This window comes from Cecembia rubra (genome assembly GCF_003014575.1).
Taxonomy (GTDB): domain Bacteria; phylum Bacteroidota; class Bacteroidia; order Cytophagales; family Cyclobacteriaceae; genus Cecembia_A; species Cecembia_A rubra.
On sequence record NZ_PYGF01000003.1, the window covers coordinates 269104 to 292358 of the forward strand.

Consider the following 23255-nt stretch of genomic DNA (forward strand, 5'->3'; position numbering starts at 1 on the left):
GTTTTAATCACTATCAACAAAATAATCAACGCCAAATTGCCTTTAATAACACAAAACGAAAAAATCAAATATGAAATCGGTTTTATCTAATTTTGCAGTCTGGGCATTTATTTTTTTGAGCATTGAACTTCATGCACAGACGACCACGATCAAAGGAAAAGTATCTGATGGAGATAACAACCGTCCCATGGAGTTTGCAAACATAGCCCTTCTTACTATAGAGGATTCCTCTTTGGTGACAGGAGGCATGACTGACCTAGAAGGAAGATTTTCTTTTGATACAGATCAAAAGGGTAATTTCATGCTTAGGGTAGGCTTTATGGGGTATGAAAATTATTGGCAAGAGGTTAGTCTTGGAAATAAAAACATCCTGAATCTAGGCAATATAATTATACGGGTAGATGCCACCAACTTACAGGAAGTCGTAGTAGAAGGGGTCACATCCATGTTTGAAAGCGATGTAGACAAAAGAAAATACAATGTAGCCAACAGTATCTTGGCAGAAGGAGCCTCAGCTGCCGAACTCCTAGCAACACTTCCCTCTATACAAATGGATGACGAAGGTGAAATCAGTATGAGGGGATCAGGGGATATTCTTATTTATATCAACGGAAGGCCATCTAATATTTCAGGAGATGGTATCGATGCGGTTTTATCCCAATTTCCAGCCAATAGCATTGAGAGTATTGAATTGATAACCAATCCATCTGCCCGGTATGATGCCACAGGTGTTGGGGGTATAATCAACATCATCCTGAAAAAAGACGAAAAGCTAGGACTTAATGGTCAGACCCAGATCTCTGTTGGAACAAGGGATAAATATGGAGCCAATATCAACCTGAATTATGGTGGAAACAAAGTGAATTATTTTGCCAGTTACAATTATCAGAACAGGAGACTATTTAGAGAATCTGAAGCAAATAGGATTTCCAATATTCCTGGCATATCCCCTGTACTGGACCAGGATTCTTATGGGGAAGATGTGAATATTTCCCATCTTATTAGAACTGGACTGGACTATAATGTATCAGATCGAAGCACACTGGGATTTTATGTACAAGGGAATATCCGGGAAAGGAGGGGTGAAAATATCCTCAATCAAAGATTCTTAAGCAGCCAAAATAACCTGGATAGCCTTTTTGTCAGGGAGAATTTTGAAACCAATTCAAGTTTCAATATGGAGTCAGGCATTACTTATGGAATTAATCTTGATACATTGGGGCAAAGAATTTACACTTCCCTATCCTATGCCAAGGACAGTAGAAATGATGCGGATTTCTTTGAACAGGCCTTTTTCAACCCATTTTTGGTTGAAAATTTTGAAAAATTCATAAGCCAAGACCTACCCAGAAGCCAAACGTCAGATCTTACAGTATTTCAGTTCGACTATATCAAACCTTTCTTAAATGGGGGAGTTTTTGAAGCCGGCCTTAAAGGAACTTTCAGTTACTGGACCAGGGACCAAAACTTCTTCCAATCTGATTTCAACAGTAATAATGAAATGGTCGAAATTGACACAATTTCAAATACTTTTGATTTCAAAGAAGACATATATGCCACTTATTTAAACTACAAAAACTCAAAAGGAAAGCTCCAATATCAGGTAGGTTTACGAGCGGAATACACAGAAACACTCTCCAATACAGGAAACACTGGCGAAAGGATTGTTAACAACTATTTCAACCTTTTTCCAAGTGTATATGGTGTTTATCGCTTGGGTAAGGATGAAGAAGTCATTTTGAACTACAGTAGGAGGATTTCCCGGCCAAGGCTTTGGGGACTGACTCCTTTCTATCGGGTCAATGATCCTTTGAACCTACAAATCGGAAACCCCTTATTACAACCTGAATTTACTGACAGTTTTGAGGCAGGATACCAAAAAGGATGGACAAACTTCCTTTTTAATGCCACCCTCTATCAAAGATTTTCCACGGATGTTCAAAGCAGGATTGTCCAGCTATTTGACAACAATGTATCCATCACTACTAGGGAGAATGCAGCCAGAAGAAACAATTCGGGTCTTGAAATCATCAACCAGATCCAATTAGCAAGTTGGTGGGATGCTACAATAAGTGGAAACTTTTTCTATTCTGAAATCATTGCTGACAATTTGGAAAGGCCATTCCGCAATTCAAATTTCAGCTGGACAATGAACTTATTGACCAACTTGTCCATATCCAATTTTGCAACTTTTCAAATGCAGGCAAATTATAGGGGTCCTATAGTTCTTCCTCAGGGTGAAATCGAACCCTTATACAGTGTCAGTGCCGGAATTAAAAGAAATGTATTTAGCGGAAAAGGGACCATAAGCCTCAATGTTAGTGATATTTTCAACACCCAAGTATTCAGGATCCGCGTCAATGACGAAAGATTTGAGCAGTCAAGACTATGGAACAGGGAAACAAGGATAGGTACCCTTGCTTTTACCTACAGATTTGGCGGATTTAAAGAAAAGAACGGAAAAAGCCGGGAAAGAAATGACCTTGAAAGCGATTTAGATTTTTAGCAAAAGTTGCCCATTCACCCAAAAAACCTTTGGACTTTCGGTCCAAAGGTTTTATTTCTTTAATTTAAAAGATATTGAATGATCCTAATTTATTTTTGCACCCCTACATAGTACAGGTCAAAACCTCCCTTATCGCCTGGTCGGTTGGAGGAAAATATCATCAGATTATTTTGAAATCTTTCGGATGGGGAAATAATAGGCCTGTATTCGTCAAAATCAGAATTAATGGGATGCCCAAAATTAACAGGAGTGGACCAGCCCTCTGCTGTTTTCTTGGCATAATAAAGGTCGTATCCTCCCAATCCGCCAGGTCTGTCCGAAGCAAATACAAGCTTATCTCCCAACACAAAAGGCATATGGTCATTGGATGAAGTATTGATGGATAGCTTCCTGACTTCCTTGGGTGCGGCATCGGCCAGAAATTCCAAAGGTGTCATTCCTGCTGGGATGTCCATCTCATAAATGTCAAATCGACCATCTTTATCCGAACTAAAGAGTATTTTTTCAGGAATTCCGTCTCCATAAACACTCCCTTTCGTAAAAATTTTACCATAAAAGCAAGGATACATCTCATTTGAAGTATCATCCAAAATCCTGAAATAAGTCAACTCTCTAGATTTCATCGAATTGATGGGTTTTTCGGTTACCACATGAATGGCATAAATACCATCTACATCTCTTGAAAAAAGTAAAGCTTTGTTTTCATTGGAGTCCATAAAACTGTACGGTACTTTTTCATTTAAGTCAGAATGTGCCTTAGATACTAAATAATCTAAATCTTGAGATTGTGACTTTTCAGCACTAAAAGATAATATTCCTTCCTGTATATCCCATAAATAGTATAAAAAATAGTTGTATAAATTAAAATCATGGTTTTGAAGGGAACGGTTGGAAGAAAATGTCAGCTCGGCATGGTGCGGAGTTAGGCTCAAATCAGAATTCATGTCATCCCATTCCGAATTCACTTTGTCAAGGTTTACCGGAGCTTCGGGGAAATAGGCAGAATGATATTTTAAGTCACAACCTATCAGAATCATTAGTAGAAGTATTGATTTTAGCTGTTTCATCTAATACCTGTTATCATCCTTAAATTATTATTGTAATTGGTATTTGAACCAGTAGGTTGAAATACTCCTGAAGCATACCAACCATTTTTATTCCAACTTACATTATCGTCAGCCCACTCATAAATTTTTCCATCCCACCCCCAATTCATGTAAAACCATGAATAATGCCACTCTGCGCAGCTATCAGTATCACAATTGTAGGATTTATAATTGTGTCTCCTATATCCATCACTTGTCCAAATATGCCACTCTGTAAAAATATTATCATGACCATAAAAAATAGCTGGGTATTCTTGAGACAATTCATTTCTCAACAAATTAGGATTAAATGTCGAAATACTTCCATTAGATTGCATCCCATAGCAGTGAGGGCCTGTCTGATATTTGAGGGTAAAGTCATACCATTACAAGTTCCTAAAAAGTAAAAATCAGTATTTGCTGAAATTGCTACTGAAAGCATCAGCCCGATAACAAAGCATTTAAATAATAAATGTTTGTTTGTTTGTTTTCATAGTGCATTATTTAACTATGTCAATATAAACTATAACTTTTTAATAACCAACTAAAAAATAAAATAATTTGGTTCGCTCAGGCAATTACTTAACCTTTCAATTTTTACCCATATTTGGATTGAGAATAATTTGAACTACAAATTATGGCACCAACTGAACAAGCAAAAGAAATCATCCAATGCCTTAAATCTTTGGCAGACCCTATCAAAGCCAATTTTTTACAGGGCTATTTCAAAACCGGTAAAGGCGAATACGGTGAAGGGGACAAGTTCCTGGGCGTTAAAGTCCCGGAACAGAGAAAAATTGCAAGTCAATTTTGGAGAGATGTCACTTTGGATGACCTGAAAGAACTGATACAAAACCCTTACCATGAAGTCCGCCTGACCGCTGTTTTTATCTTGGTGAAGAAGTTTCAAAAATCGAAATCAGAGGAAGAAAAACAGGCGATTGTTAAATTTTACACTGCCAATAAACAATTTCTCAATAACTGGGATTTGGTGGACAGTTCTGCCCACAAAATTCTCGGCCCTTGGCTTTACAACAAAGATAGAATTCTGCTGTATGAACTTGCCCATTCCGGACAACTCTGGGACCAACGGATCGCGGTAATCAGCACCTTTTATTTCATTGACAATAATAACTTTTTAGACAGCCTGAAAATCGCCGAGATCCTGCTTCAGCACCCACATGACATCATCCATAAAGCAGTTGGTTGGATGATCCGTGAAATAGGCAAGCGGGATTATCACACTGCACTTCAATTTCTCAGACAGCACTATAAAAACATGCCAAGGACCATGTTAAGGTACGCCATTGAAAAATTTGAACCTGAAACAAGGCATGGATTTTTAAGGGGTACCATTTAATCCTCATTGCTGTCTTGAATAATTTAGAGTGGGAAAGCTACTCAATCCCATCCAATTCGCTAAGCTCAAGCCAGCGCATCTCCATTTCTTCCAGCTTCCCCTCTATTTCCTGAATTCTTTGGGACCAATTAATCAATGCTTCATGATCATCTGTACCTGAAGAAATCAGCTCCACCAAATTGGATTTTTCCTTATTCAGAACTTCCATCTGATTACCCAAATTTTCAAATTCCTTCTTCTCCTTAAAACTGGCCTTGACTTTCGAGGAATTGGATTTAGGTTCTGGAGAAATTGTTTTTTCCGCCCTTTCGCTTTTATTTGAGGACTTTTGTTCCTTATCCCATTCTCTAAAATCAGTGTAGTTGCCAGGGAAATCTTTGATCCTCCCCTCCCCTTCAAATACAAATAGATGATCCACTAATCTGTCCATAAAGTACCTGTCGTGAGATACTATGATCAGGCATCCCGGAAAAGTATCCAAAAACTCCTCCAGGGTATTCAAAGTCATGATATCCAGGTCATTGGTAGGCTCATCAAGAATCAAAAAATTGGGACTCTTAATCAATACCAACAAGAGTTGCAGCCGTCTTCTTTCGCCTCCACTCAACTTTGCAATAGGTGTATGCTGCTGCTTAGGCGGAAATCCGAATTTGTTCAAAAATTGGGATACCGTAATGGTACTTCCGCCTGCGATGGTTACCACTTCAGCCACTTCCTTTACAATATCAATGAGTCTTTTTTCTTCATCAAAACTGTCTTCTTCCTGTCTGTAATATCCAAACACAGTAGTCTGCCCTGAATTGATGGATCCGCTATCCGGGACAATCAAACCGGTTAGCATATTCAAAAAGGTGGTTTTCCCGGCACCGTTGGGACCCACGATGCCCACCTTGTCCCCTTTTTTAAATATATAGCTGAAATCCTTTATTATGGGTTTGCCATCATAGGATTTATCCAGCTTTTCAATTTCAAGTATTTTATTTCCTAGTCTTTGGGTAGTAACACTAAGCTCGATCTCACGTTCCTCCCTTTTTTGAAAGGCCTTTTCTTTAGTTTGTTCAAAAGCATCAATCCTATACTTAGCTTTTGTTCCTCTGGCTTTTGGCTGCCTACGGATCCACTCCAATTCTTTTTTGTAAAGACTTTTTGCTTTTTCAAGTTCAGTCTGTTCTATTTCCCTGCGCTCTGCTTTTTTTTCCAGAAAATAACCATAATTGCCCTGGTATCGGAATATTTTTCCATTGTCCAGTTCCAGAATTTCATTGGTAACTTTCTCCAAAAAATAACGGTCGTGGGTGACCATAAACAATGAAAGATTAGCTTTGGACAAATAATCTTCCAGCCACTCAATGGTTTCCAGATCGAGGTGATTAGTAGGTTCATCCAACAACAATAAATCTGGCTTTTCAAGTATAGCTTTAGCCAAGGCCACCCTTTTTCTTTGCCCTCCACTTAAATTACCAACTTGCAGCTCCATGTCATGAATCCCCAATTTTCCTAAGACTTCCTTGATTTGATGCTCATAATCCCAAGCTTGCAGAGCATCCATTTTTTCCATGAGAATCTGCAATTTATCCCCTGAATCTTTGCCTTTTTCAGTCTCCAATAAGGCTTTGTGATATTCCTCAATCAACAGAATGGTTTCATTCTGACTCCCCTCAAAAATAGTGTGATAGATACTCAGATCCCCGGTAAAAACAGGATTTTGATGAACATAGGAAACCTTCGTCTGCTGATTGATGGCCACTTTTCCAGAATCAGGTACCTCAATACCCATAATGATCTTCATCAAAGTGGACTTTCCTGCTCCATTTACTCCAACCAGGGCAATTTTTTGCCCTTGATCTATACCAAAGGAAATATTTTGAAAAAGTACGCGCTCGCCAAAAGACTTACTAAGGTTTTCTACAGACAAATAATTCATGCCGCAAAGATAACCTAAAATAGATCCAAAACCTGAGCTGATATAAGTTTGGCAATATGAATTTGCGTATTCGAGAACAAAACCTATTTTTGTAATAATGCTGTCCAAGAAAACTAAATACGCACTCCATGCCCTCACCTACCTGGGCAAAAACCGAGATCAGAAAACTGTTCTGATACAGGATATTTCAGAAGAGTATGGGATTTCACATAAATTCTTGGAAAATATTCTTTTAGAACTTAAAAAAGCCGGCATTTTGGGCAGCAAAAAAGGAAAAGGTGGTGGTTATTACCTTATAAAAGACCCCAAAGAAGTTCCTTTAAGCAAAGTCATTAGGTTATTGGAAGGTCCTATAGCGCTCTTACCCTGTGTTAGCCTTAATTATTACGAACCATGTTCAGAATGTAAAAATGAAGTCAAATGCGGTCTTAATAAAGTGATGATTGAAGTACGGGACGAAACCCTTAAAATATTGGAAAACAAGACTTTGTCTGATATTCTTGATAAAGAGTGAAAAAAATTTCCCTATTTACCCTACTTTTTTTATGGGTTTTATATACTTTTGCAATTGCACTTAATCTATTTTGGAGAAATACCTAGATCAGTCAATCAAAAAGATGAGCTTAAAGAAGAATTTGCATAGTCTGAGTAACAAAGTCAGCCTGTTGTCCCCTTGGGAAGGAATCGCATTACTTTCTGACCTATTCCCCAAAAAAGTGGTTTTCTCCACTTCATTGGGACAGGAGGACCAGGTCATTACCCACATGATTGCTGAAAAGAACCTGCCCGTAGAAATTTTCACATTGGATACCGGGCGTCTTTTCCCCGAAACACTTGACCTTCTCGCCAGGACTGAAAACAGATATAAAACCAAAATCAAGGTATATTATCCTGAAAGGGAATCAGTAGAAAACTTGGTGGACACAATCGGGATCAACGGTTTCTACGAATCTATTGAAAACAGAAAATCATGTTGTCATGTAAGAAAAGTAGAGCCATTGAAGCGGGCATTATCCTCTAAGAGTGTTTGGATTACGGGTTTACGTGCAGAACAAAGCTCCAACAGGGGCGCTATGAATAAGATTGATTGGGATGAAGACAATCAGATCATCAAATACAACCCACTACTTGATTGGACTTATGAGCAGATGATCGATTACATCAAGGAAAATAACATTCCTTACAATCCACTTCATGATAAAAACTTTATCAGTATAGGTTGTGCCCCCTGCACCCGGGCCATTCTTCCCGGGGAAGATCCTAGGGCCGGAAGATGGTGGTGGGAAGAGTCGAAGAAGGAATGTGGATTGCATGGAGGTAAAAGCGAGAGTTTAGACACAAGACTTAAGATACAAGACACAAGAGCAATCAACAATATTAGCAGTGGGTTTCAACCCAAGGACCAGGTAATTTAAAAAGTACCACAGAAACGGTTAACATTCTATTGATATCTAAAATAGAACAATAGTATTTCCACGAAAACCCGTGTCTTGCCTCTTGTTTCTTGCCTCTTGTCTCTTGTCTCTTGTCTCTTGTCTCTATTAATAAATCTGAATTCTAAAATCAAAAATAAAATGTCAACAATATATTTCAATCCTAAAGAATCCGAATCCATTCACATCCTTCGGGAAGTGGCGGCGCAGTTTGAGCGACCGGTATTGCTTTTCTCTGGAGGGAAGGATTCCATCACCTTGGTACGCTTGGCCCAAAAGGCTTTTTATCCTGCCAGGATTCCTTTTCCATTGTTGCATATAGATACAGGCCACAATTTTCCTGAGACGATACAGTTTAGGGATGAATTGGTGAAAGAATTGGGATTGGAGCTGATCGTTAGGAATGTACAGGACTCTATCGATCAAGGAAAGGTACGTGAGGAAAAAGGACGCTATGCCAGCCGTAATACCTTGCAGACTACCACCCTTTTGGATGCTATCGAAGAATTCAAGTTCGATGCCTGCATAGGAGGTGCCAGGAGGGATGAAGAAAAAGCAAGAGCAAAAGAGCGGGTATTCTCTGTCCGGGATGATTTTGGACAATGGGATGAAAAAAACCAACGCCCCGAACTCTTTGATATGCTGAATGGACGCATAGAGCAGGGACAAAATGTGAGGGTTTTCCCTATTTCCAATTGGACTGAATTGGATGTCTGGGAATACATCAAAACCGAGAACATCAAAATCCCATCCATCTACTTCGCTCACAAGCGGGAAGTGTTCTTTCGTGATGGCCTGATCTGGACTGCAAATGAACATGTATACAGGGAACCTCATGAGGAGGTAGTAGAGAAAATGGTACGCTTCCGTACTGTTGGAGACATGACATGTACAGCAGCAGTGCTCTCTGAAGCTGACACGCTGGAAACCGTTGTAGAAGAAATCCGTCAGTCTACCCTGTCAGAACGCGGCGCCAGGATAGATGATAAGAGATCAGAAGCAGCGATGGAGAAGCGAAAGAAGGTAGGGTATTTCTAGAAGCGAGAGTTTAAGGCATGGAGAGAAGATTATAAGTGATAGCTAGAGAAATATGCTTCGCGAAATACTATTGAAATATGCCTTCGGCGAAATAATATGGGTTTGATTAACAAAAAGGTTTTCCAAAAAAAACGAATCAGTTCTCTAAATACTAACGAATCCATAGAATTTCATACCCATTATTTCAACCTTGTTTCTAATTATTTCCACTTTATTTCACTTCGAGAATAATCGTATTTCTACAAAATTCAAACCCTAGCGCCTTTGCGCCTTTGCGAGAAAAAAACAACGAGCATGGAAAATAGAAAACTTATAAAAATAGCTACCGCAGGATCCGTGGATGATGGGAAAAGTACTCTGATCGGTAGATTGTTGTACGATACGGGTTCCCTGACTACTGATAAGCTGGAGGCGATTGAAAAGACCAGCCGTCAGCGTGGATTTGATTACTTGGATTTCTCCTTGGCTACGGATGGATTGGTGGCGGAGAGGGAACAAGGCATCACGATTGATGTGGCTCATATCTATTTCAATACAGATAAGACCAACTTTATCGTGGCAGATACGCCCGGACACGTGGAATACACCCGCAACATGGTTACAGGCGCCTCCACATCCCAAGTGGCCATCATCTTGATTGATGCCAGAAAAGGAGTCATAGAGCAAACCTATAGACATTTCTTCATCAGTAATTTACTCCGCTTGAGCCACGTAGTAGTTGCCATCAACAAGATGGATTTGGTGGGTTATGATGAAGATGTATTTCTGAAAATCAAAGCTGATTTCGATGCTTTGGTGGAGAAAAGCAACTTTAAAACCGAGCAGATTACCTTCATCCCCATTTCTGCCCTCAAAGGGGAAAACATTGCCAAGAAGTCCGCCGAAATGCCTTGGTATTTGGGGAACACCTTGTTGGACCATTTGGAAGTTCTGGAGCCTGAAGATCTTCAAGAGCAAGCTTTTGCAAGATTCCCAGTGCAGTATGTGATCCGTCCCAAAACTGATGCTTTCCATGACTTCAGAGGCTTCTCTGGAAAGTTGTATGGAAGCAGCCTTCAGGTTGGGGATAAGGTGACAATCCTTCCTTCCTTTACCGAGTCCAAAATCAAATCAATTCAATTCTTCGATCAGGAGTTGGACCTGGCTGTTCCTGGAGCTTCCATTACCATCACTTTGGAAGATGAGGTAGATATCAGTCGAGGGGACATGATCGTCAAATCGTCTGAATTGCCCAGCTCTGAGAAAAGCATTACCGCCACCATCTGTCAGGTAAATCACAAGCCATTGAGAATCGGTGATAAATACACTTTGCAGCACGGAGTCAATCGGGTCTTGGCCAGAGTGGAGTCTATCCAATCCAAAATCCAGACCGATTTCAGCGGAGAGGAAAGGGCTGAGGCCTTGAAATTAAATGATATTGGCAAGGTGAGTTTCAAACTCAGCAAAGCCATACACTTCGATCCCTACCAAGTCAACCGTTCCAATGGCAGCTTTATCTTGATTGATGAAGGCACGCATGATACGGTGAGTGTAGGGTTTATAGAAGCGAGAGATTAGAAGCGAGAAGCGAGACTTAGAAACAAGAGACAAGAATCAAGAAATAAGAAATAAGAAAGTTCACAAGTACTTTACGAAGTACCAAGATAGTCGAATAGTAATTATATTTTACAGCTTGAATATTGGGGTTTTTAGAAACCATTAGGTTCCTAAAACTCTTGGAAAATTTACAATAAAACCAAATCGTAAACTCACACGAAATCTATACTTGGTACTTGGTACATTGTACTTTGTACTTTCAAAAACTCTACTTAACCTATAGACAAACCTAAAAATGGAAAGCTTTAGAACTGAAATTGAAAATCCCCTTGTCGAAAAGGACATCATAGAGCTGGAGCGAAAGATCCGGCTGTTTCGGGAGGGGAAAATAGATGAGGAAAAATTCCGCAGCCTGCGCTTGGCACGTGGGGTGTATGGACAGCGGCAGCCGGGCGTGCAGATGATCCGTATCAAATTACCTTATGGCCGTGTCACAGGCAATCAACTGAAGCGAATCTGTGAGGTGTCGGATAAGTACTCTACCGGTAAACTCCATATTACTACCCGTCAGGACATTCAGATCCACTATGTGAGTTTGGACGAAACACCTCAACTCTGGGCCGAACTGGAAAAAGACGATGTGACCTTAAGGGAAGCTTGCGGCAATACTGTCCGAAACGTGACCGCTTCAGAAGTGGCGGGAATCGACCCTAACGAACCCTTTGATGTGACGCCTTATGCAGATGAAGTATTCCGATATTTTCTCAGAAATCCCATCTGTCAGGAAATGGGCAGGAAGTTTAAGATGTCATTCTCTTCCTCCGATGAAGATACTGCACTTTCCTACCTGCATGACCTGGGCTTCATTCCAAAAGTGAAAGTGGCAGATGGCAAAGAAATCAGGGGTTTTAAAGTATTACTTGGGGGTGGTCTCGGTTCCCAGCCTCGGCATGCAGACCTGATTACAGATTTCCTCGCTATTGATGAACTGATTCCATTTATTGAAGGAGTGTTGAGAATTTTTGACCGGCACGGGGAGCGTTCCAGACGTTTGAAGGCAAGGATGAAATTCTTGATCAATGAGATCGGAATAGAAGCTTTTCTGCAATTGGTAGAGGAAGAGAAAAAAGCCTTGCCTTATAAAACTTATCCCATAGATGTCGATGATTACGAGGCGAGCAAAAGTCTACCCAATCCCGAATTGATAGAGGTTTCTGAACCTCTTGATCTAGCATACGAGCAATGGAAACTGACGAACGTCATTCCACAAAAGCAGGGTGGATATGTAGCTATTGGAGTGAAAGTGTTATTAGGAGATTTTACAACTGCGCAGGCGAGGTTTATAGCAGATTTAGCACAGCAGTATGCCAATAATGAAATCCGTTTTACACTCAGACAAAATTTCCTGATTCGGGATGTAAAGGAGGAGCTAGTTCCTTACTTCTATCAGGAGCTGAAAAAAATAGGATTAGCAGATTATGGCTACAATTCTTTGGGAGATATCACCGCTTGTCCGGGAACTGATACCTGTAATCTGGGAATTGCCAGCAGTACAGGGATCGCCAGGGAATTGGAGAAAGTGATTGCACAAGAGTATCCTCAATACTTAAGATCTAAGGAATTGACTATCAAAATTTCCGGATGTATGAATGCTTGTGGGCAGCACAACATGGCGCATATCGGTTTCCAGGGCATGTCTTTAAAAGCCGGGAAAACCGTATTTCCTGCCTTGCAAGTATTGTTGGGTGGAGGAAATTTGGGAGATGGCAATGGACGCTTTGCGGATAAGGTGATCAAAATCCCAAGTAAAAGAGGACCAGAAGCTTTGAGAATTTTATTGGATGACTTTGCCCAACATCAGGAGGCTGGAGAAGATTTCCTTCACTACTACGATCGCAAAGGACAAATGTACTTCTATGATATCCTCAAGGGTTTGACCGATACGGATACCCTTACTGAAGAAGATCAGGTGGATTGGGGCAATGAAGATGCTTACAAAGTGGCTGTGGGTGTAGGAGAGTGTGCGGGAGTGGTAATCGACTTGGTTGCTACCTTGCTGTTGGAAGCCCGTGAGAAGTTGGATTTATCCAAAGAGGCTTATGTGGAAAAACGTTGGTCTGACAGCATCTACCATACTTATGCCGCCCTGGTCAATGCCGCCAAAGCCATCTTATTGTCCGAAAGCAAAAGCACCAATTCCTATGCAAATATTGTGAATTTGTTTGATGAGACCTTTGTGGAAACAGGAAAGATCGACATCAAAGGAACCCTTAAGGAGATCATTTATCAAATCAATCAACACGAACCTTCGGAAGCTTTTGCCAGGTCCTATTTTGAGGATGCAGGAAAAGTTTTTGAAGCCATCAGTTCATACAGAGAAAAAGAGGTACTCGCATGAATCAGCTTATCAAACCAAAAGTTACACTCGTAGGAGCAGGTCCAGGCGATCCCGAATTGATTACCTTGAAAGCAGTCTTGGCCTTGAACAAAGCCGATGTGGTATTGTACGATGCTTTAATTGACAAATCCCTACTCAAACATGCCCCAGATAAGGCCATCAAGATCTTTGTGGGCAAGCGGGTAGGCAAACACTCCTGTCCTCAGGATGAGACCAATAGACTTTGCGTAGAGTATGCACTGAAGCATGGGCATGTAGTCCGTCTCAAGGGAGGTGACCCTTTTGTATTCGGTCGTGGTTCGGAGGAGATTGACTACATCGAGGCTTTCGGGATTCCCACGGAAGTGGTACCGGGCATTACTTCTGCGGTGGCAGTTCCTGCTTCCATAGGAATTCCTGTAACCAAACGGGGTGTTTCCGAAAGTTTCTGGGTCATCACAGCCACCACAAGTTATGGGGAACTCTCTCGAGATATCGCCATCGCTGCTCAATCCACGGCTACTGTTGTCATCTTAATGGGCACCAAGAAACTACCTGAGATTGTGAATGCGTACACAGCAGCAGGTAAGTCCGATATTCCTGTAGCCATTATCCAAAACGGCACTACCAAAGAAGAGCAGTTTGTCGCAGGCACCATCCAAGACATCACCTCCAAAGCCCGCCAAGCAGGCATCGCCGCTCCTGCAATTATTGTGGTAGGAGAGGTGGTGAAGGAGAGTTATCGATTGAAGGAGGTTTATGAACAAACGGTCAATATCGGTCATTGAAAAACCTACTTAGCAAAAAAGATATTTTTGGATATTGGATATTATTGGATATTGGGATTCCCGTCTTACCGACAAATACCTGTATTTAAATGGAACGCACCAATATCCCAATATCGCAAAGCTAGTACCGACCAATATCAATTCTAATTTCCACCATATTTCAATAGTAAACGCTTCGTATTTCCTCAGGAAATCCAAGTCTTGCATCTTGCATCTTGATTCTTGTCTCTAATCTAAACTCTCGCTTCTCGCATCTAAATTCTCGTCTCTCGCTTCTCGCCTCTAACCATCTAAAACCATGAACCATTTATATCCCATTTTCCTCAAAGTCCACCAACTCAACGTCCTCCTGGTCGGAGGTGGTTTTGTTGGTACGGAGAAACTCTCCTTTTTACTCAAAAGTAGCCCTGAGGCTCATGTTACCGTAGTATCCAAGGAATTCAATGAAGAGTTTTTGGAGCTTGCCCGGTCTGCTTCTCATGTTACGCTCATAGAAGATGCTTACCATGAGAAGTATTTGGGAGGTAAACATATTGTCATCGCAGCCACCAATTTTCCAGAAGTCAACAAGCAGATCCATGATGAGGCCAAGGAGCGCTTTATTTTGGTCAATGTTGCCGATACGCCTGCTTTATGTGATTTTTATTTGGGTGGGATTGTAACCAAAGGGAATTTGAAAATCGCCATCAGTACCAATGGCAAATCCCCGACTACCGCCAAGCGTTTGCGGGAGCTCTTTGAAGAAATCCTTCCCGAGGAAATTGATGAGTTGTTGGAAAACCTGAATGCCTATCGTGCTACTCTCAAAGGTGATTTTGAGTACAAGGTAAAGGCTATGAATGAAATCACGGGGATGCTGGTGGAGAAAGAGAGGGTGTAGATTTCAAGGTTTCTCGCAACGCTCGCAACGAAATGACGCAACGCTCGCAAAAAATATTATTTACTCTTAGCGTACGTGGCGCTCTTCTTTGCGCTCGTTGGGTGAACATATTTCAGTAATGTTCTATAGAAGATGTAACATCTTTTATTTTGAACATGGTTATGTAAAATTTTTTAAAGTTGGAATTCATAGGTTAGTTAATAACTTATGAGATAAATAATGAGGTTCTCGCAACGCTCGCAACGAAATGACGCAACGCTCGCAAAAAAATATTATTTACTCTTAGCGTCCTTGGCGCTCTTCTTTGCGCTCGTTGCGTGAACTTATCCCCGCAGAGGATATGATGTATCGATAACAAAAGCTAAAATTTTTTTTTCACTGAACTATTTGCGTATTGGTAGTATGCGAAGCGTATCCCTCCCTAAAGTTATTCGACTATTTAACCGTTTAAGTTGTTTGTAAAAGTTGCTTAGTTTTTTAATCTGTCTGTACTTTGAAAGTAATAAAACTTTTATTGATATGACTGAAAATCAGATTGCAAAAATAGTTCTCGATAAATCTTTTGAAATCCACAGAGCACTTGGTCCTGGTTTATTGGAATCAGTATATGAAAAGGCATTAGAGTTTGAATTAAATCAGACTAAAATAATGGTTGCTTCCCAAGTACCTGTTCCGTTAGTTTACAAAGAAATAAATTTTGAATCTGGTTTTCGGTTGGATTTACTAGTAGAAAACAAAGTGATTGTTGAAATTAAAGCAAATGAAGGACTTGCCCCAGTACATTTTGCTCAAACATTGACCTATCTAAAGCTTGCTGATAAAAGATTAGGACTCCTGATTAACTTTAATGTAAAATTTTTAAAGGATGGAATTCATAGATTAGTTAATAACTTATGAGAAAAATAATGAGGTTCACGCAACGCTCGCAACTATGTGGTTTTTTTTCTTAGCGTCCGTGGCGTTTATCTTAGCGCTCGTGGCGAGAAATTTAAACCCAGTTCTTAATTTTTCGTTCAAAAAGGCAATACCTTCTTCTGAAAATTTTCGCTTATGAAGACAATACTTTCTTTCTTCTTGCTTTTGCTTAGCTTTTCTTTTTCAGCTCAAGTACAGATGTAATTTATTTCAATTGCGCCTTCAAAAAACCGTGTCTTTTCACCTCAAAGGATTCCCGCTATCATCCATCCTGTCAGATGAGTTTAGTAGGGCAATTACAAAAGCTTCTGTATGCTGTTTTCAGAAGTTTGTAGCTTCGAATAAGGGACATCTTCCGCTCATTCCAATAATCGGTGGCACTTGTTTCCATTTTAGGGAGAAGTATGTGATAAAATAAAGTTTAATTGGATGTTAGCTATCTATTGAAATTCCGATCATTTGCTCTTAATTTCTTAATTTATTTTTCAACTAATTGTTGCTTTTGTGGATAATTAGCTTTAGATTGTAGCATATTGGGTTTTGGATGCGTCATGGATTTGAAGGGGGGTGGGGGTAAAATAATTAGTTTGAGATTAAAAAGTAGGTAATATGGAAGCTCAATTTGGATTCAATAGAAAAGGTGTTTTTGCACTGATGTTTTTAAGTTTGATTTTGATTGGGGCTTGTCAGGAGGATGCATTGCCCCAAGGTGAACTTAAATGTCCTGTGGAGGCGGTGGAAGGTCAGGAAGATGATGTGGTAGGGAAATGGAAGTTGGTTGAGAGAAGGACAATAAGTTTATTTAGTGGAGAGATTGAGGTCAAGGACTACTCCTGTGACAATGTTTTATACTGCTTCAAACCAGATGGAGTGTTGCAAATTAATGATAATGTTGGGGGTTGGGGATATGAAACTGGTGTTTATAATTATGAACTTATTCCTCCTGCTGAAAATGAAGATCACATTAAATTACGTATAGGTGATTTAAAATGGCCTTTTAAGATTGGGGAAAGTGAGATGACTTTAAATATGGCGCACGTCGATGGTCCAATTTTCCGTTTTTTAAGGATTGAATAATTTCCAACTCAAATTACAGCATTATGAAAAAGTTACTTTGTAATTTACCTTTCTTAGCTTTCATCTTTTTATCTACAATCGTTATTGGTCAGGAAAACCTGTTGCTCAAGAGTGTACAAGAGGCCAAGACCCGTAAAATAGAGTTCCGGGTAGTATCAACTGTTTTTGCGCAATCTTGGGATGATGAGGTAATGCTCGGCAACTTTGAAAGTTCAGAGGAAGTTCATTTTTTACATTATGAAAACTCTGTTTTTGCTGATTTACAAGAGGCTGTTTCACTTAGTATTCCCCTAAAAACCGGGCAACTCCAACTTGAACTGCTAGAAGTTCCCGATTCTTTTTACAGCTACAAAGTGGTAACCAGTGATGGGCAAAGCCTATCGGCCAACAAGGATATCAAGCACTTCAGGGGAATCGTAAAAGGTGACCCCAACAGCTTGGTAGCCATCAGTTTTATGGAAGATGAGGTGATAGGCTTGATCGCTACAGATGAAGGCAATTTCAATCTGGCATTGGATAAAATAAGTGGAAGACACATTTTTTATAGTGACAGGAATCTAAAGGAGAAATTGGACTTTCAATGTGAGACTCATGGGCATGGTATTACAGATTATGATCCAGAAATCTTATCCCAAGCATCAAAATCTTCCATCAGTTCGGAAGATGTTTGTGTCCGATTTTACTTTGAAACCGAACATGATATTTTCCAGACAAGAGGAAGCGTGGCCTCGGTGGAAAGTTTTGTAGCTGCTGTGTTCAACCAAGTTGCTACACTTTATCAAAATGAAAATATAGAAACATCGATTTCTGAGATTTTTGTATGGACTACTGTTGATCCCTATACGTCCAATAACTTAGGTATTCTTTTGCAGCAATTCCAAACCAATAGAACCATATTTAACGGTGATTTGGGTCAATTGCTGACATTTAGAACAGACGTGGGAGGAGGTATTGCTGCTCTCGAAATGGATGGTATATGTAATCCAGACATTTCTGAGAGATTGTCTGTTGCAATGTTACATAACAACTATGAGACTGTTCCTACTTATAGTTGGACTGTCCATATAGTAGCCCATGAGTTTGGCCATTTGTTCGGCTCTCGCCATACCCATGCATGTGTTTGGAATGGAAATAACACGGCTATCGATGGATGTTGGGGTTGTATGGAGAATCCTGATCCTAATGGTGGGGGATGTCAAAATTGCCCTAATCCCGGTGTTCCTTCAGGTGGCGGCACAATTATGAGTTATTGTCATTTGCAGAGTGTAGGCGTTAATTTTAACCTTGGTTTCGGTCTTCAACCGGGCAATGTGATAAGAAACAGTGTGGCAAACGCTGATTGCCTTTGCGAATGTGTCAGCGCCACCATCTCCGGCCCCGACTTCCTCTGTTCAAGCGATACCTATACCCTACAGAATGCCCCTGTGGGAAGTACGGTCAGTTGGTCGACCAGTCCGGCAGGAATGGCGGGTATTTCAGGAAGCGGCAACAGCGTAAACCTTACTCCACAGGGAAATGGACAGGTTACGCTTACAGCCACCATCACCACCGATTGTGGGGATGTGGAGGTGCAGAAGACTTTCGTCACAGCTACAGGACCCATCCCTACCTCAGCTATCAGTCTGGAGCCTTTTGAATCTTCTCCTTATGTCTGTCCCAACCAGACATTCGGCTTCTATCCAGGGCCTAATCAACCCTGGTACCAATATGAAGTACAAGTAACCAATGGTCACTATACAGAAGTGAGCCACGGGTATTTCTGGATACATTTTAACAATTACACTCCATCACCCCCGTTCTTTGATGCGTCAGTATCTGTGAGGATACACAATGGCTGCTTTTGGAGTGATTGGAAGTCAGTCAGCATGTATACGGAGCCTTCCTGCGCCGGTGGAGGTTGTGAACTTTGCTTTTTGACTTTCCCCAATCCGGTAGATGATGAACTGCAGGTACAATGGAACCCCTTGGTAAAGCGAATGGAAGGAGATGATTCTAGCTTTGATGTTCAGCTATATGATCAGCGAGGTGAACTAGTATTCAGTAAATCCGGTATCAAAGAAAAGATAAGCATGGACACCCGCAGACTCAAAAGCGGATTCTATTACCTACATATCCGTTATAAAGAAGGATTGATCAGAAGACAGATAAGGGTGGAGAGGTGAACAGTCTCTCACAGATAAAGCTGATTCAACCGATTTAGCGCAGATGTAATTTATTTCAATTGTGCTTTCAACAAACCTTGTATTTTCACCTCACGTGTCTTTTCACCTCAAAGGATTACCGCTCTCATCGAATTCAGAAAAGAAATTTAATTCATTCATATGGGGAAAACTATTTCACTAAAAATTTGAAAGCAGGCAAATGGTTCTGCCTGAATACTTAATGTCATGAAAATATCCCTTTACTAATTTTTCTATTTCTAAACAGGTCTCTTTTATTTGGACAGTCCCAAGTCTTTCCTAAATTGAGCCATCAACTATCCCCGCTCAATCAATGAAAAAACATTTCCACTTCTTTTGGGTCTTTTTCCTGTTTGCAATCCACTCCCTTCAGGCCCAAACTACCCCCGATCTTCAAAAGCTCGATGCCTATTTTGAACAGATGGTCAAAGACTGGGATGTTCCGGGAGCCAGTATTGGCATTGTTCAAGATGGACAATTGGTTTTCACTGGTAACTACGGCACTAAGGAAGTTGATAAAAATGAAAAACCCGATGAACATACCCTCTACGCTATCGCCTCCAATTCCAAGGCCTTTACTTCGGCTGTATTGGCAATGCTGGTACAGGAAGGAAAACTAAATTGGAACGATCGGGTAATGGAACACCTGCCATATTTTTCCCTTTTTGATGATCCTTGGATCAGTGCGCATGTTACCATCCGCGACCTGCTTAGCCATAGGGTGGGCCTAGGAACCTTTAGTGGAGACGTTATCTGGTACAAAAATGAAGGTTCCGCCGAGGATTTTATCAAAAGGGCAGGGAAAGTTCCACAAGCTTTCGAATTCAGAGGAGGTTATGGCTATTCCAACTTGATGTATGTGACAGCTGGGGAAATCATCAGGAAAATTACGGGCAAAACATGGGGAGAAAATATCCAAGAGCGCATCCTCAAACCTTTAGGCATGGACAGGACCACCACCACTGCCAAAGACCTGGATAAAAGGGGGAATTATGTCACTCCCCACGGACGCGAAGAAGGAATAAACTTCCCCATTGCTTTTGAGGATTGGGACACCATTGGTGCTACTGGCGGGTTGATTTCTTCCGTGAGCGATGTGGCCAAATGGATGATCTTCAATATGAACCATGGCATCATTGGAGAGGACACGCTGATCTCCAGAGGCAACCGCAACCTGATGTGGACCATGCACAATGTGAATGTGGTGGACCATACCCAACCAAACGACCTGGGCAGGCATTTCAGTGGTTATGGACTGGGTTGGAATTTGGGAGATTTCCATGGGAAGTTGATGGTAGGCCATACAGGAGGCTACGATGGCATGATTACCGCAGTGACTATGATTCCTGAAGAAAAGTTGGGCGTAGTGGTGCTGACCAATGGCCACCAAAGCCCCATCATGGCTGCTACCTACTATGCTTTTGACCAATTTTTAGGAACAGGAAGTAAAGATTGGTCTGGAGATATGCTCAAAAGGAGTTTGGCCAACCAAGCCAATGACACCCGTATCGCAGACATCAAAAAAGCCAGAGTCCTCAATACCAAGACATCCCTCTCTCCTTCCCAATTTGCAGGTGCTTATCGCTCCGACATCTATGGCAAAATCGAAGTCAAAGAAGAAAAAGGGGCTTTGCGACTTTACTTTGAAGACGCTCCAAGACTTTCTGCCAGCTTGAAACATTGGCATTATGACACCTATGAAATCATCTGGGATGAGAAGCATGCCTGGTTTAACTTCGGCACACTCCAATTCTTACTCAACAATAAAATGCAGGTTGTCGGAATGGATTTTAATATACCCAACGACGATATTTTCTTTGAGGAATTGAAACCTGTAAAAATCAATCCATGATCAAAGTTTTAGGAATCCCCTTTGATGCTAACAGTTCCTTCCTTAGAGGACCGTATTTAGCTCCTCCCAGGATCCGTCTGATGGCAACCGAAGGCTCTGCCAATAACTACACGGAAGAGGGTGTAGAAATTATAGCTGGAAGAGATTATCTGGATCTGGGTGATCTTTCTTTTGGCAGTCAAAATTCCCAAAAGGCCTATGAACAGGTCAAAGCAGCCGTTAGCAAAGCCATAGCCGATGGCAGCAAACTGTTGAGCCTGGGAGGTGACCATTCAATCGCTTATCCGGTGATTGAAGCCCATGCACTGAAACATGGACCTTTGCATGTACTGCAGCTCGATGCCCACGGGGATTTGTATGAGAATTTCGAAGACAATCCCTATTCCCATGCTTGTCCTTTTGCCCGGTTGTTAGAAAAGGGCTTGCTGAAATCATTAACTCAGGTGGGTATCCGAACCTTGACCCAGCATCAGCGGGAGCAGGCGGCTAAGTACAGGGTCAATATCATCGAAATGAAAGATTTCACCATGGATTTTATTTCTGTATTGGAGGGTCCTTTGTATATTTCTTTGGATATAGATGTTTTGGATCCTGCCTTTGCTCCTGGAATTTCCCATTATGAACCTGGTGGAATGAATAGCAGACAATTACTTGATATCCTGATTGCTATCAAATTGCCAATAATAGGAGCTGATTTGGTAGAATACAATCCATTAAGGGACCGTCATGACATGACAGCAATGGTTGCATTTAAATTGATGAAGGAACTTATTGCTAAAATGGCCTAAAAACCATGGATATTGATTGAGATCGCTTTTATCAAAATAATGATTTCAGATAAATGCAAAATCAATAACTTATCCATTCATCAACCTTAAACCCTATTGACCATGAAGAACAAAAATTCACCCCTTTCCAGAAGAGATTTTGTCAAAGCTGCTGCCCTTAGCGGCGCAGGGATGATGATAGTACCTAGACATGTCATCGGCGGTCCCGGATATACAGCCCCCAGTGACAAGGTCAACTTAGGTATTATTGGTGCGGGAGGAAAAGGAAAGCAAAATGCAGAAGCCTTTTTAAGGGTGGAAAATGTCAATATCACCGCAGTGGCAGATCCTGCTTATTACTGGAACCTGGCAGATTTTTATTACCGCTCGGAAGCTGGAAGAGGGCCGACATCAGCCATGATTGACGCCCATAATGCTGCCAAGGGAAACACTAAACGGGTCACCCAATACGACGACTTCCGAAAAATGATGGAAAATGCTGCTGATCTGGACGGTATTGTAATTTCCACCCCGGACCATACCCATGCCTACATAGCCTTGATGGCCCTGAAAATGGGCAAGCATGTGTATTGTGAAAAACCCCTGACACACAATATCTGGGAAGCCCGTGAAGTGGCCAAAGTCACCAAAGAGACCGGCTTGATTACCCAGATGGGCAACTCCGGGCATGCTGCTGATGGCATCAGAGAAACGGTGGAATACCTCAGGGCCGGCTTAATAGGAGAAGTTAAGGAATACCATGCCTGGGTTCCGGCAGGTCGCTGGCTTCCGGGCTTGAAGGGTTTGCCCCAAGGACAGAGTACCATGCCAATTGGCTTTGACTGGGATCAGTGGATCGGTCCAAGGGAAATGGTACCTTTCCACAAGGACTATGTTCCTGTCACCTGGAGAGACTTTTGGGATTATGGCTGTGGGGCATTGGGCGATTTTGGCTGCCATGATATGGATTCCGTCACCTGGGCCTTTGACCTCAAAAGCCCGGATACGGTTCAGGTGTTACCTGCAGGTTATTCTGACAGCAAAATTGCACCTTATGGAGAAATAGGCTATTTCAACTTTTCTGCAAAAGGACAACAAAAGCCCATGAAAATCACCTGGTATTCCGGTGGCCTGAAACCGGACCTCCACCCTGCCCTGCCTCAGGGCTTTGTGTATCCTTCAAGAGCCTCCATGTTTGTAGGATCAAAAGGAGTCATCATCAATGATGGGGGCAACCGTAAACCTCAGGTTTTCCCCGAGTCCTTCAGAAACAGTGTAAAACCACCAAAACCAACTATAAAAAGATCACCAGGTCATTTTCAGGAGTGGATCGATGCCATCCGAAACAATGACCAGGCTTCCTCCAATTTTGAATATGGATCAAGATTAACCGAAATTACATTATTGGGAGTGCTTTCTCTGAGATTGGGAGGCAAATTGATTGAGTGGGATTATGACAACATGAAAGCCAAAGGTCTCCCTGAGGCAGACCAATTTATAAAGGAACCTGTAAGATCGGGTTGGGAAATGTAAGAGA

General features: G+C 41.3%; 18 protein-coding genes. 15 read left to right on the plus strand and 3 right to left on the minus strand.

The genetic code is table 11. The features are described from left to right. Positions 1-70: 70 nt before the first annotated feature. Complete coding sequence (locus CLV48_RS08170) at positions 71-2506, plus strand: TonB-dependent receptor (protein WP_106566788.1); 2436 nt, start codon at positions 71-73, stop codon at positions 2504-2506. Positions 2507-2595: 89 nt separating this feature from the next. Here the strand turns inward: CLV48_RS08170 and CLV48_RS08175 are convergent, their stop codons facing one another. Continuing rightward, entirely contained in the window at positions 2596-3573 is a 978-nt protein-coding gene (locus CLV48_RS08175; RefSeq protein WP_106566789.1) for a TolB family protein, read from the minus strand. Continuing rightward, a complete protein-coding gene (locus CLV48_RS08180; protein WP_106566790.1) occupies positions 3570-3929 on the minus strand; it encodes a C10 family peptidase in 360 nt (119 codons plus the stop codon). The genes CLV48_RS08175 and CLV48_RS08180 overlap by 4 nt, the downstream gene beginning before the upstream one ends. Positions 3930-4228: 299 nt before the next feature. Here CLV48_RS08180 and CLV48_RS08185 point away from each other — a divergent pair, with 299 nt between their 5' ends. Continuing rightward, on the plus strand, positions 4229-4951 hold the full coding sequence (locus CLV48_RS08185; protein WP_106566791.1) for a DNA alkylation repair protein: 723 nt from the start codon (positions 4229-4231) through the stop codon (positions 4949-4951). Between the two features lie 37 nt (positions 4952-4988). On the opposite strand, the gene CLV48_RS08190 is transcribed toward CLV48_RS08185, so the two are convergent. Continuing rightward, a complete protein-coding gene (locus tag CLV48_RS08190; protein ID WP_106566792.1) occupies positions 4989-6875 on the minus strand; it encodes an ABC-F family ATP-binding cassette domain-containing protein in 1887 nt (628 codons plus the stop codon). Between the two features lie 97 nt (positions 6876-6972). Here CLV48_RS08190 and CLV48_RS08195 point away from each other — a divergent pair, with 97 nt between their 5' ends. From CLV48_RS08195 to CLV48_RS08255, 13 genes are all read left to right on the plus strand, one after another. Beyond that, on the plus strand, positions 6973-7389 hold the full coding sequence (locus CLV48_RS08195; RefSeq protein WP_106566793.1) for an RrF2 family transcriptional regulator: 417 nt from the start codon (positions 6973-6975) through the stop codon (positions 7387-7389). 103 nt (positions 7390-7492) lie between these two features. Then, the gene (locus CLV48_RS08200) at positions 7493-8290 is read left to right on the plus strand and encodes a phosphoadenylyl-sulfate reductase (RefSeq protein ID WP_106566794.1); all 798 of its coding nucleotides are present in this window, start codon (positions 7493-7495) and stop codon (positions 8288-8290) included. Between the two features lie 159 nt (positions 8291-8449). After that, positions 8450-9346 (plus strand): sulfate adenylyltransferase subunit CysD, encoded by an 897-nt coding sequence (gene cysD / locus CLV48_RS08205; RefSeq protein WP_106566795.1) that lies wholly within the window; start codon positions 8450-8452, stop codon positions 9344-9346. A gap of 294 nt (positions 9347-9640) precedes the next feature. After that, positions 9641-10903 (plus strand): sulfate adenylyltransferase subunit 1, encoded by a 1263-nt coding sequence (locus CLV48_RS08210; protein ID WP_010611367.1) that lies wholly within the window; start codon positions 9641-9643, stop codon positions 10901-10903. Between the two features lie 274 nt (positions 10904-11177). Further along, positions 11178-13280, plus strand: coding sequence for a HEPN domain-containing protein (locus CLV48_RS08215; RefSeq protein ID WP_106566796.1), 2103 nt, complete (start codon positions 11178-11180; stop codon positions 13278-13280). Beyond that, positions 13277-14047 (plus strand): uroporphyrinogen-III C-methyltransferase, encoded by a 771-nt coding sequence (gene cobA, locus CLV48_RS08220; protein WP_106566797.1) that lies wholly within the window; start codon positions 13277-13279, stop codon positions 14045-14047. The genes CLV48_RS08215 and cobA overlap by 4 nt, the downstream gene beginning before the upstream one ends. A 298-nt stretch (positions 14048-14345) precedes the next feature. After that, positions 14346-14927: a precorrin-2 dehydrogenase/sirohydrochlorin ferrochelatase family protein gene (locus tag CLV48_RS08225; protein ID WP_106566798.1), complete on the plus strand. Its 582-nt coding sequence runs from the start codon at positions 14346-14348 to the stop codon at positions 14925-14927. Between the two features lie 519 nt (positions 14928-15446). Continuing rightward, entirely contained in the window at positions 15447-15824 is a 378-nt protein-coding gene (locus CLV48_RS08230) for a GxxExxY protein (protein WP_106566799.1), read from the plus strand. 627 nt (positions 15825-16451) lie between these two features. Further along, positions 16452-16919, plus strand: a complete 468-nt coding sequence (locus CLV48_RS08235; RefSeq protein WP_106566800.1) for a hypothetical protein — start codon at positions 16452-16454, stop codon at positions 16917-16919. Between the two features lie 23 nt (positions 16920-16942). Further along, the gene (locus CLV48_RS08240; protein ID WP_106566801.1) at positions 16943-19081 is read left to right on the plus strand and encodes a M12 family metallo-peptidase; all 2139 of its coding nucleotides are present in this window, start codon (positions 16943-16945) and stop codon (positions 19079-19081) included. Between the two features lie 331 nt (positions 19082-19412). After that, positions 19413-20951 (plus strand): serine hydrolase, encoded by a 1539-nt coding sequence (locus CLV48_RS08245; RefSeq protein ID WP_106566802.1) that lies wholly within the window; start codon positions 19413-19415, stop codon positions 20949-20951. Then, positions 20948-21739: an agmatinase gene (gene speB / locus CLV48_RS08250; RefSeq protein ID WP_106566803.1), complete on the plus strand. Its 792-nt coding sequence runs from the start codon at positions 20948-20950 to the stop codon at positions 21737-21739. The genes CLV48_RS08245 and speB overlap by 4 nt, the downstream gene beginning before the upstream one ends. A gap of 102 nt (positions 21740-21841) precedes the next feature. Next, complete coding sequence (locus CLV48_RS08255) at positions 21842-23251, plus strand: Gfo/Idh/MocA family protein (RefSeq protein WP_106566804.1); 1410 nt, start codon at positions 21842-21844, stop codon at positions 23249-23251. The last annotated feature ends 4 nt before the right edge of the window (positions 23252-23255 follow it).

Excerpts from the sequence above, each read along its gene's own strand:
- CLV48_RS08170 (WP_106566788.1), top strand. The coding sequence starts at position 71 with ATGAAATCGGTTTTATCTAATTTTGCAGTCTGGGCATTTATTTTTTTG.
- CLV48_RS08175 (WP_106566789.1), bottom strand. The coding sequence starts at position 3,573 with ATGAAACAGCTAAAATCAATACTTCTACTAATGATTCTGATAGGTTGT.
- CLV48_RS08180 (WP_106566790.1), bottom strand. The coding sequence starts at position 3,929 with ATGCAATCTAATGGAAGTATTTCGACATTTAATCCTAATTTGTTGAGA.
- CLV48_RS08185 (WP_106566791.1), top strand. The coding sequence starts at position 4,229 with ATGGCACCAACTGAACAAGCAAAAGAAATCATCCAATGCCTTAAATCT.
- CLV48_RS08190 (WP_106566792.1), bottom strand. The coding sequence starts at position 6,875 with ATGAATTATTTGTCTGTAGAAAACCTTAGTAAGTCTTTTGGCGAGCGC.
- CLV48_RS08195 (WP_106566793.1), top strand. The coding sequence starts at position 6,973 with ATGCTGTCCAAGAAAACTAAATACGCACTCCATGCCCTCACCTACCTG.
- CLV48_RS08200 (WP_106566794.1), top strand. The coding sequence starts at position 7,493 with ATGAGCTTAAAGAAGAATTTGCATAGTCTGAGTAACAAAGTCAGCCTG.
- cysD (WP_106566795.1), top strand. The coding sequence starts at position 8,450 with ATGTCAACAATATATTTCAATCCTAAAGAATCCGAATCCATTCACATC.
- CLV48_RS08210 (WP_010611367.1), top strand. The coding sequence starts at position 9,641 with ATGGAAAATAGAAAACTTATAAAAATAGCTACCGCAGGATCCGTGGAT.
- CLV48_RS08215 (WP_106566796.1), top strand. The coding sequence starts at position 11,178 with ATGGAAAGCTTTAGAACTGAAATTGAAAATCCCCTTGTCGAAAAGGAC.
- cobA (WP_106566797.1), top strand. The coding sequence starts at position 13,277 with ATGAATCAGCTTATCAAACCAAAAGTTACACTCGTAGGAGCAGGTCCA.
- CLV48_RS08225 (WP_106566798.1), top strand. The coding sequence starts at position 14,346 with ATGAACCATTTATATCCCATTTTCCTCAAAGTCCACCAACTCAACGTC.
- CLV48_RS08230 (WP_106566799.1), top strand. The coding sequence starts at position 15,447 with ATGACTGAAAATCAGATTGCAAAAATAGTTCTCGATAAATCTTTTGAA.
- CLV48_RS08235 (WP_106566800.1), top strand. The coding sequence starts at position 16,452 with ATGGAAGCTCAATTTGGATTCAATAGAAAAGGTGTTTTTGCACTGATG.
- CLV48_RS08240 (WP_106566801.1), top strand. The coding sequence starts at position 16,943 with ATGAAAAAGTTACTTTGTAATTTACCTTTCTTAGCTTTCATCTTTTTA.
- CLV48_RS08245 (WP_106566802.1), top strand. The coding sequence starts at position 19,413 with ATGAAAAAACATTTCCACTTCTTTTGGGTCTTTTTCCTGTTTGCAATC.
- speB (WP_106566803.1), top strand. The coding sequence starts at position 20,948 with ATGATCAAAGTTTTAGGAATCCCCTTTGATGCTAACAGTTCCTTCCTT.
- CLV48_RS08255 (WP_106566804.1), top strand. The coding sequence starts at position 21,842 with ATGAAGAACAAAAATTCACCCCTTTCCAGAAGAGATTTTGTCAAAGCT.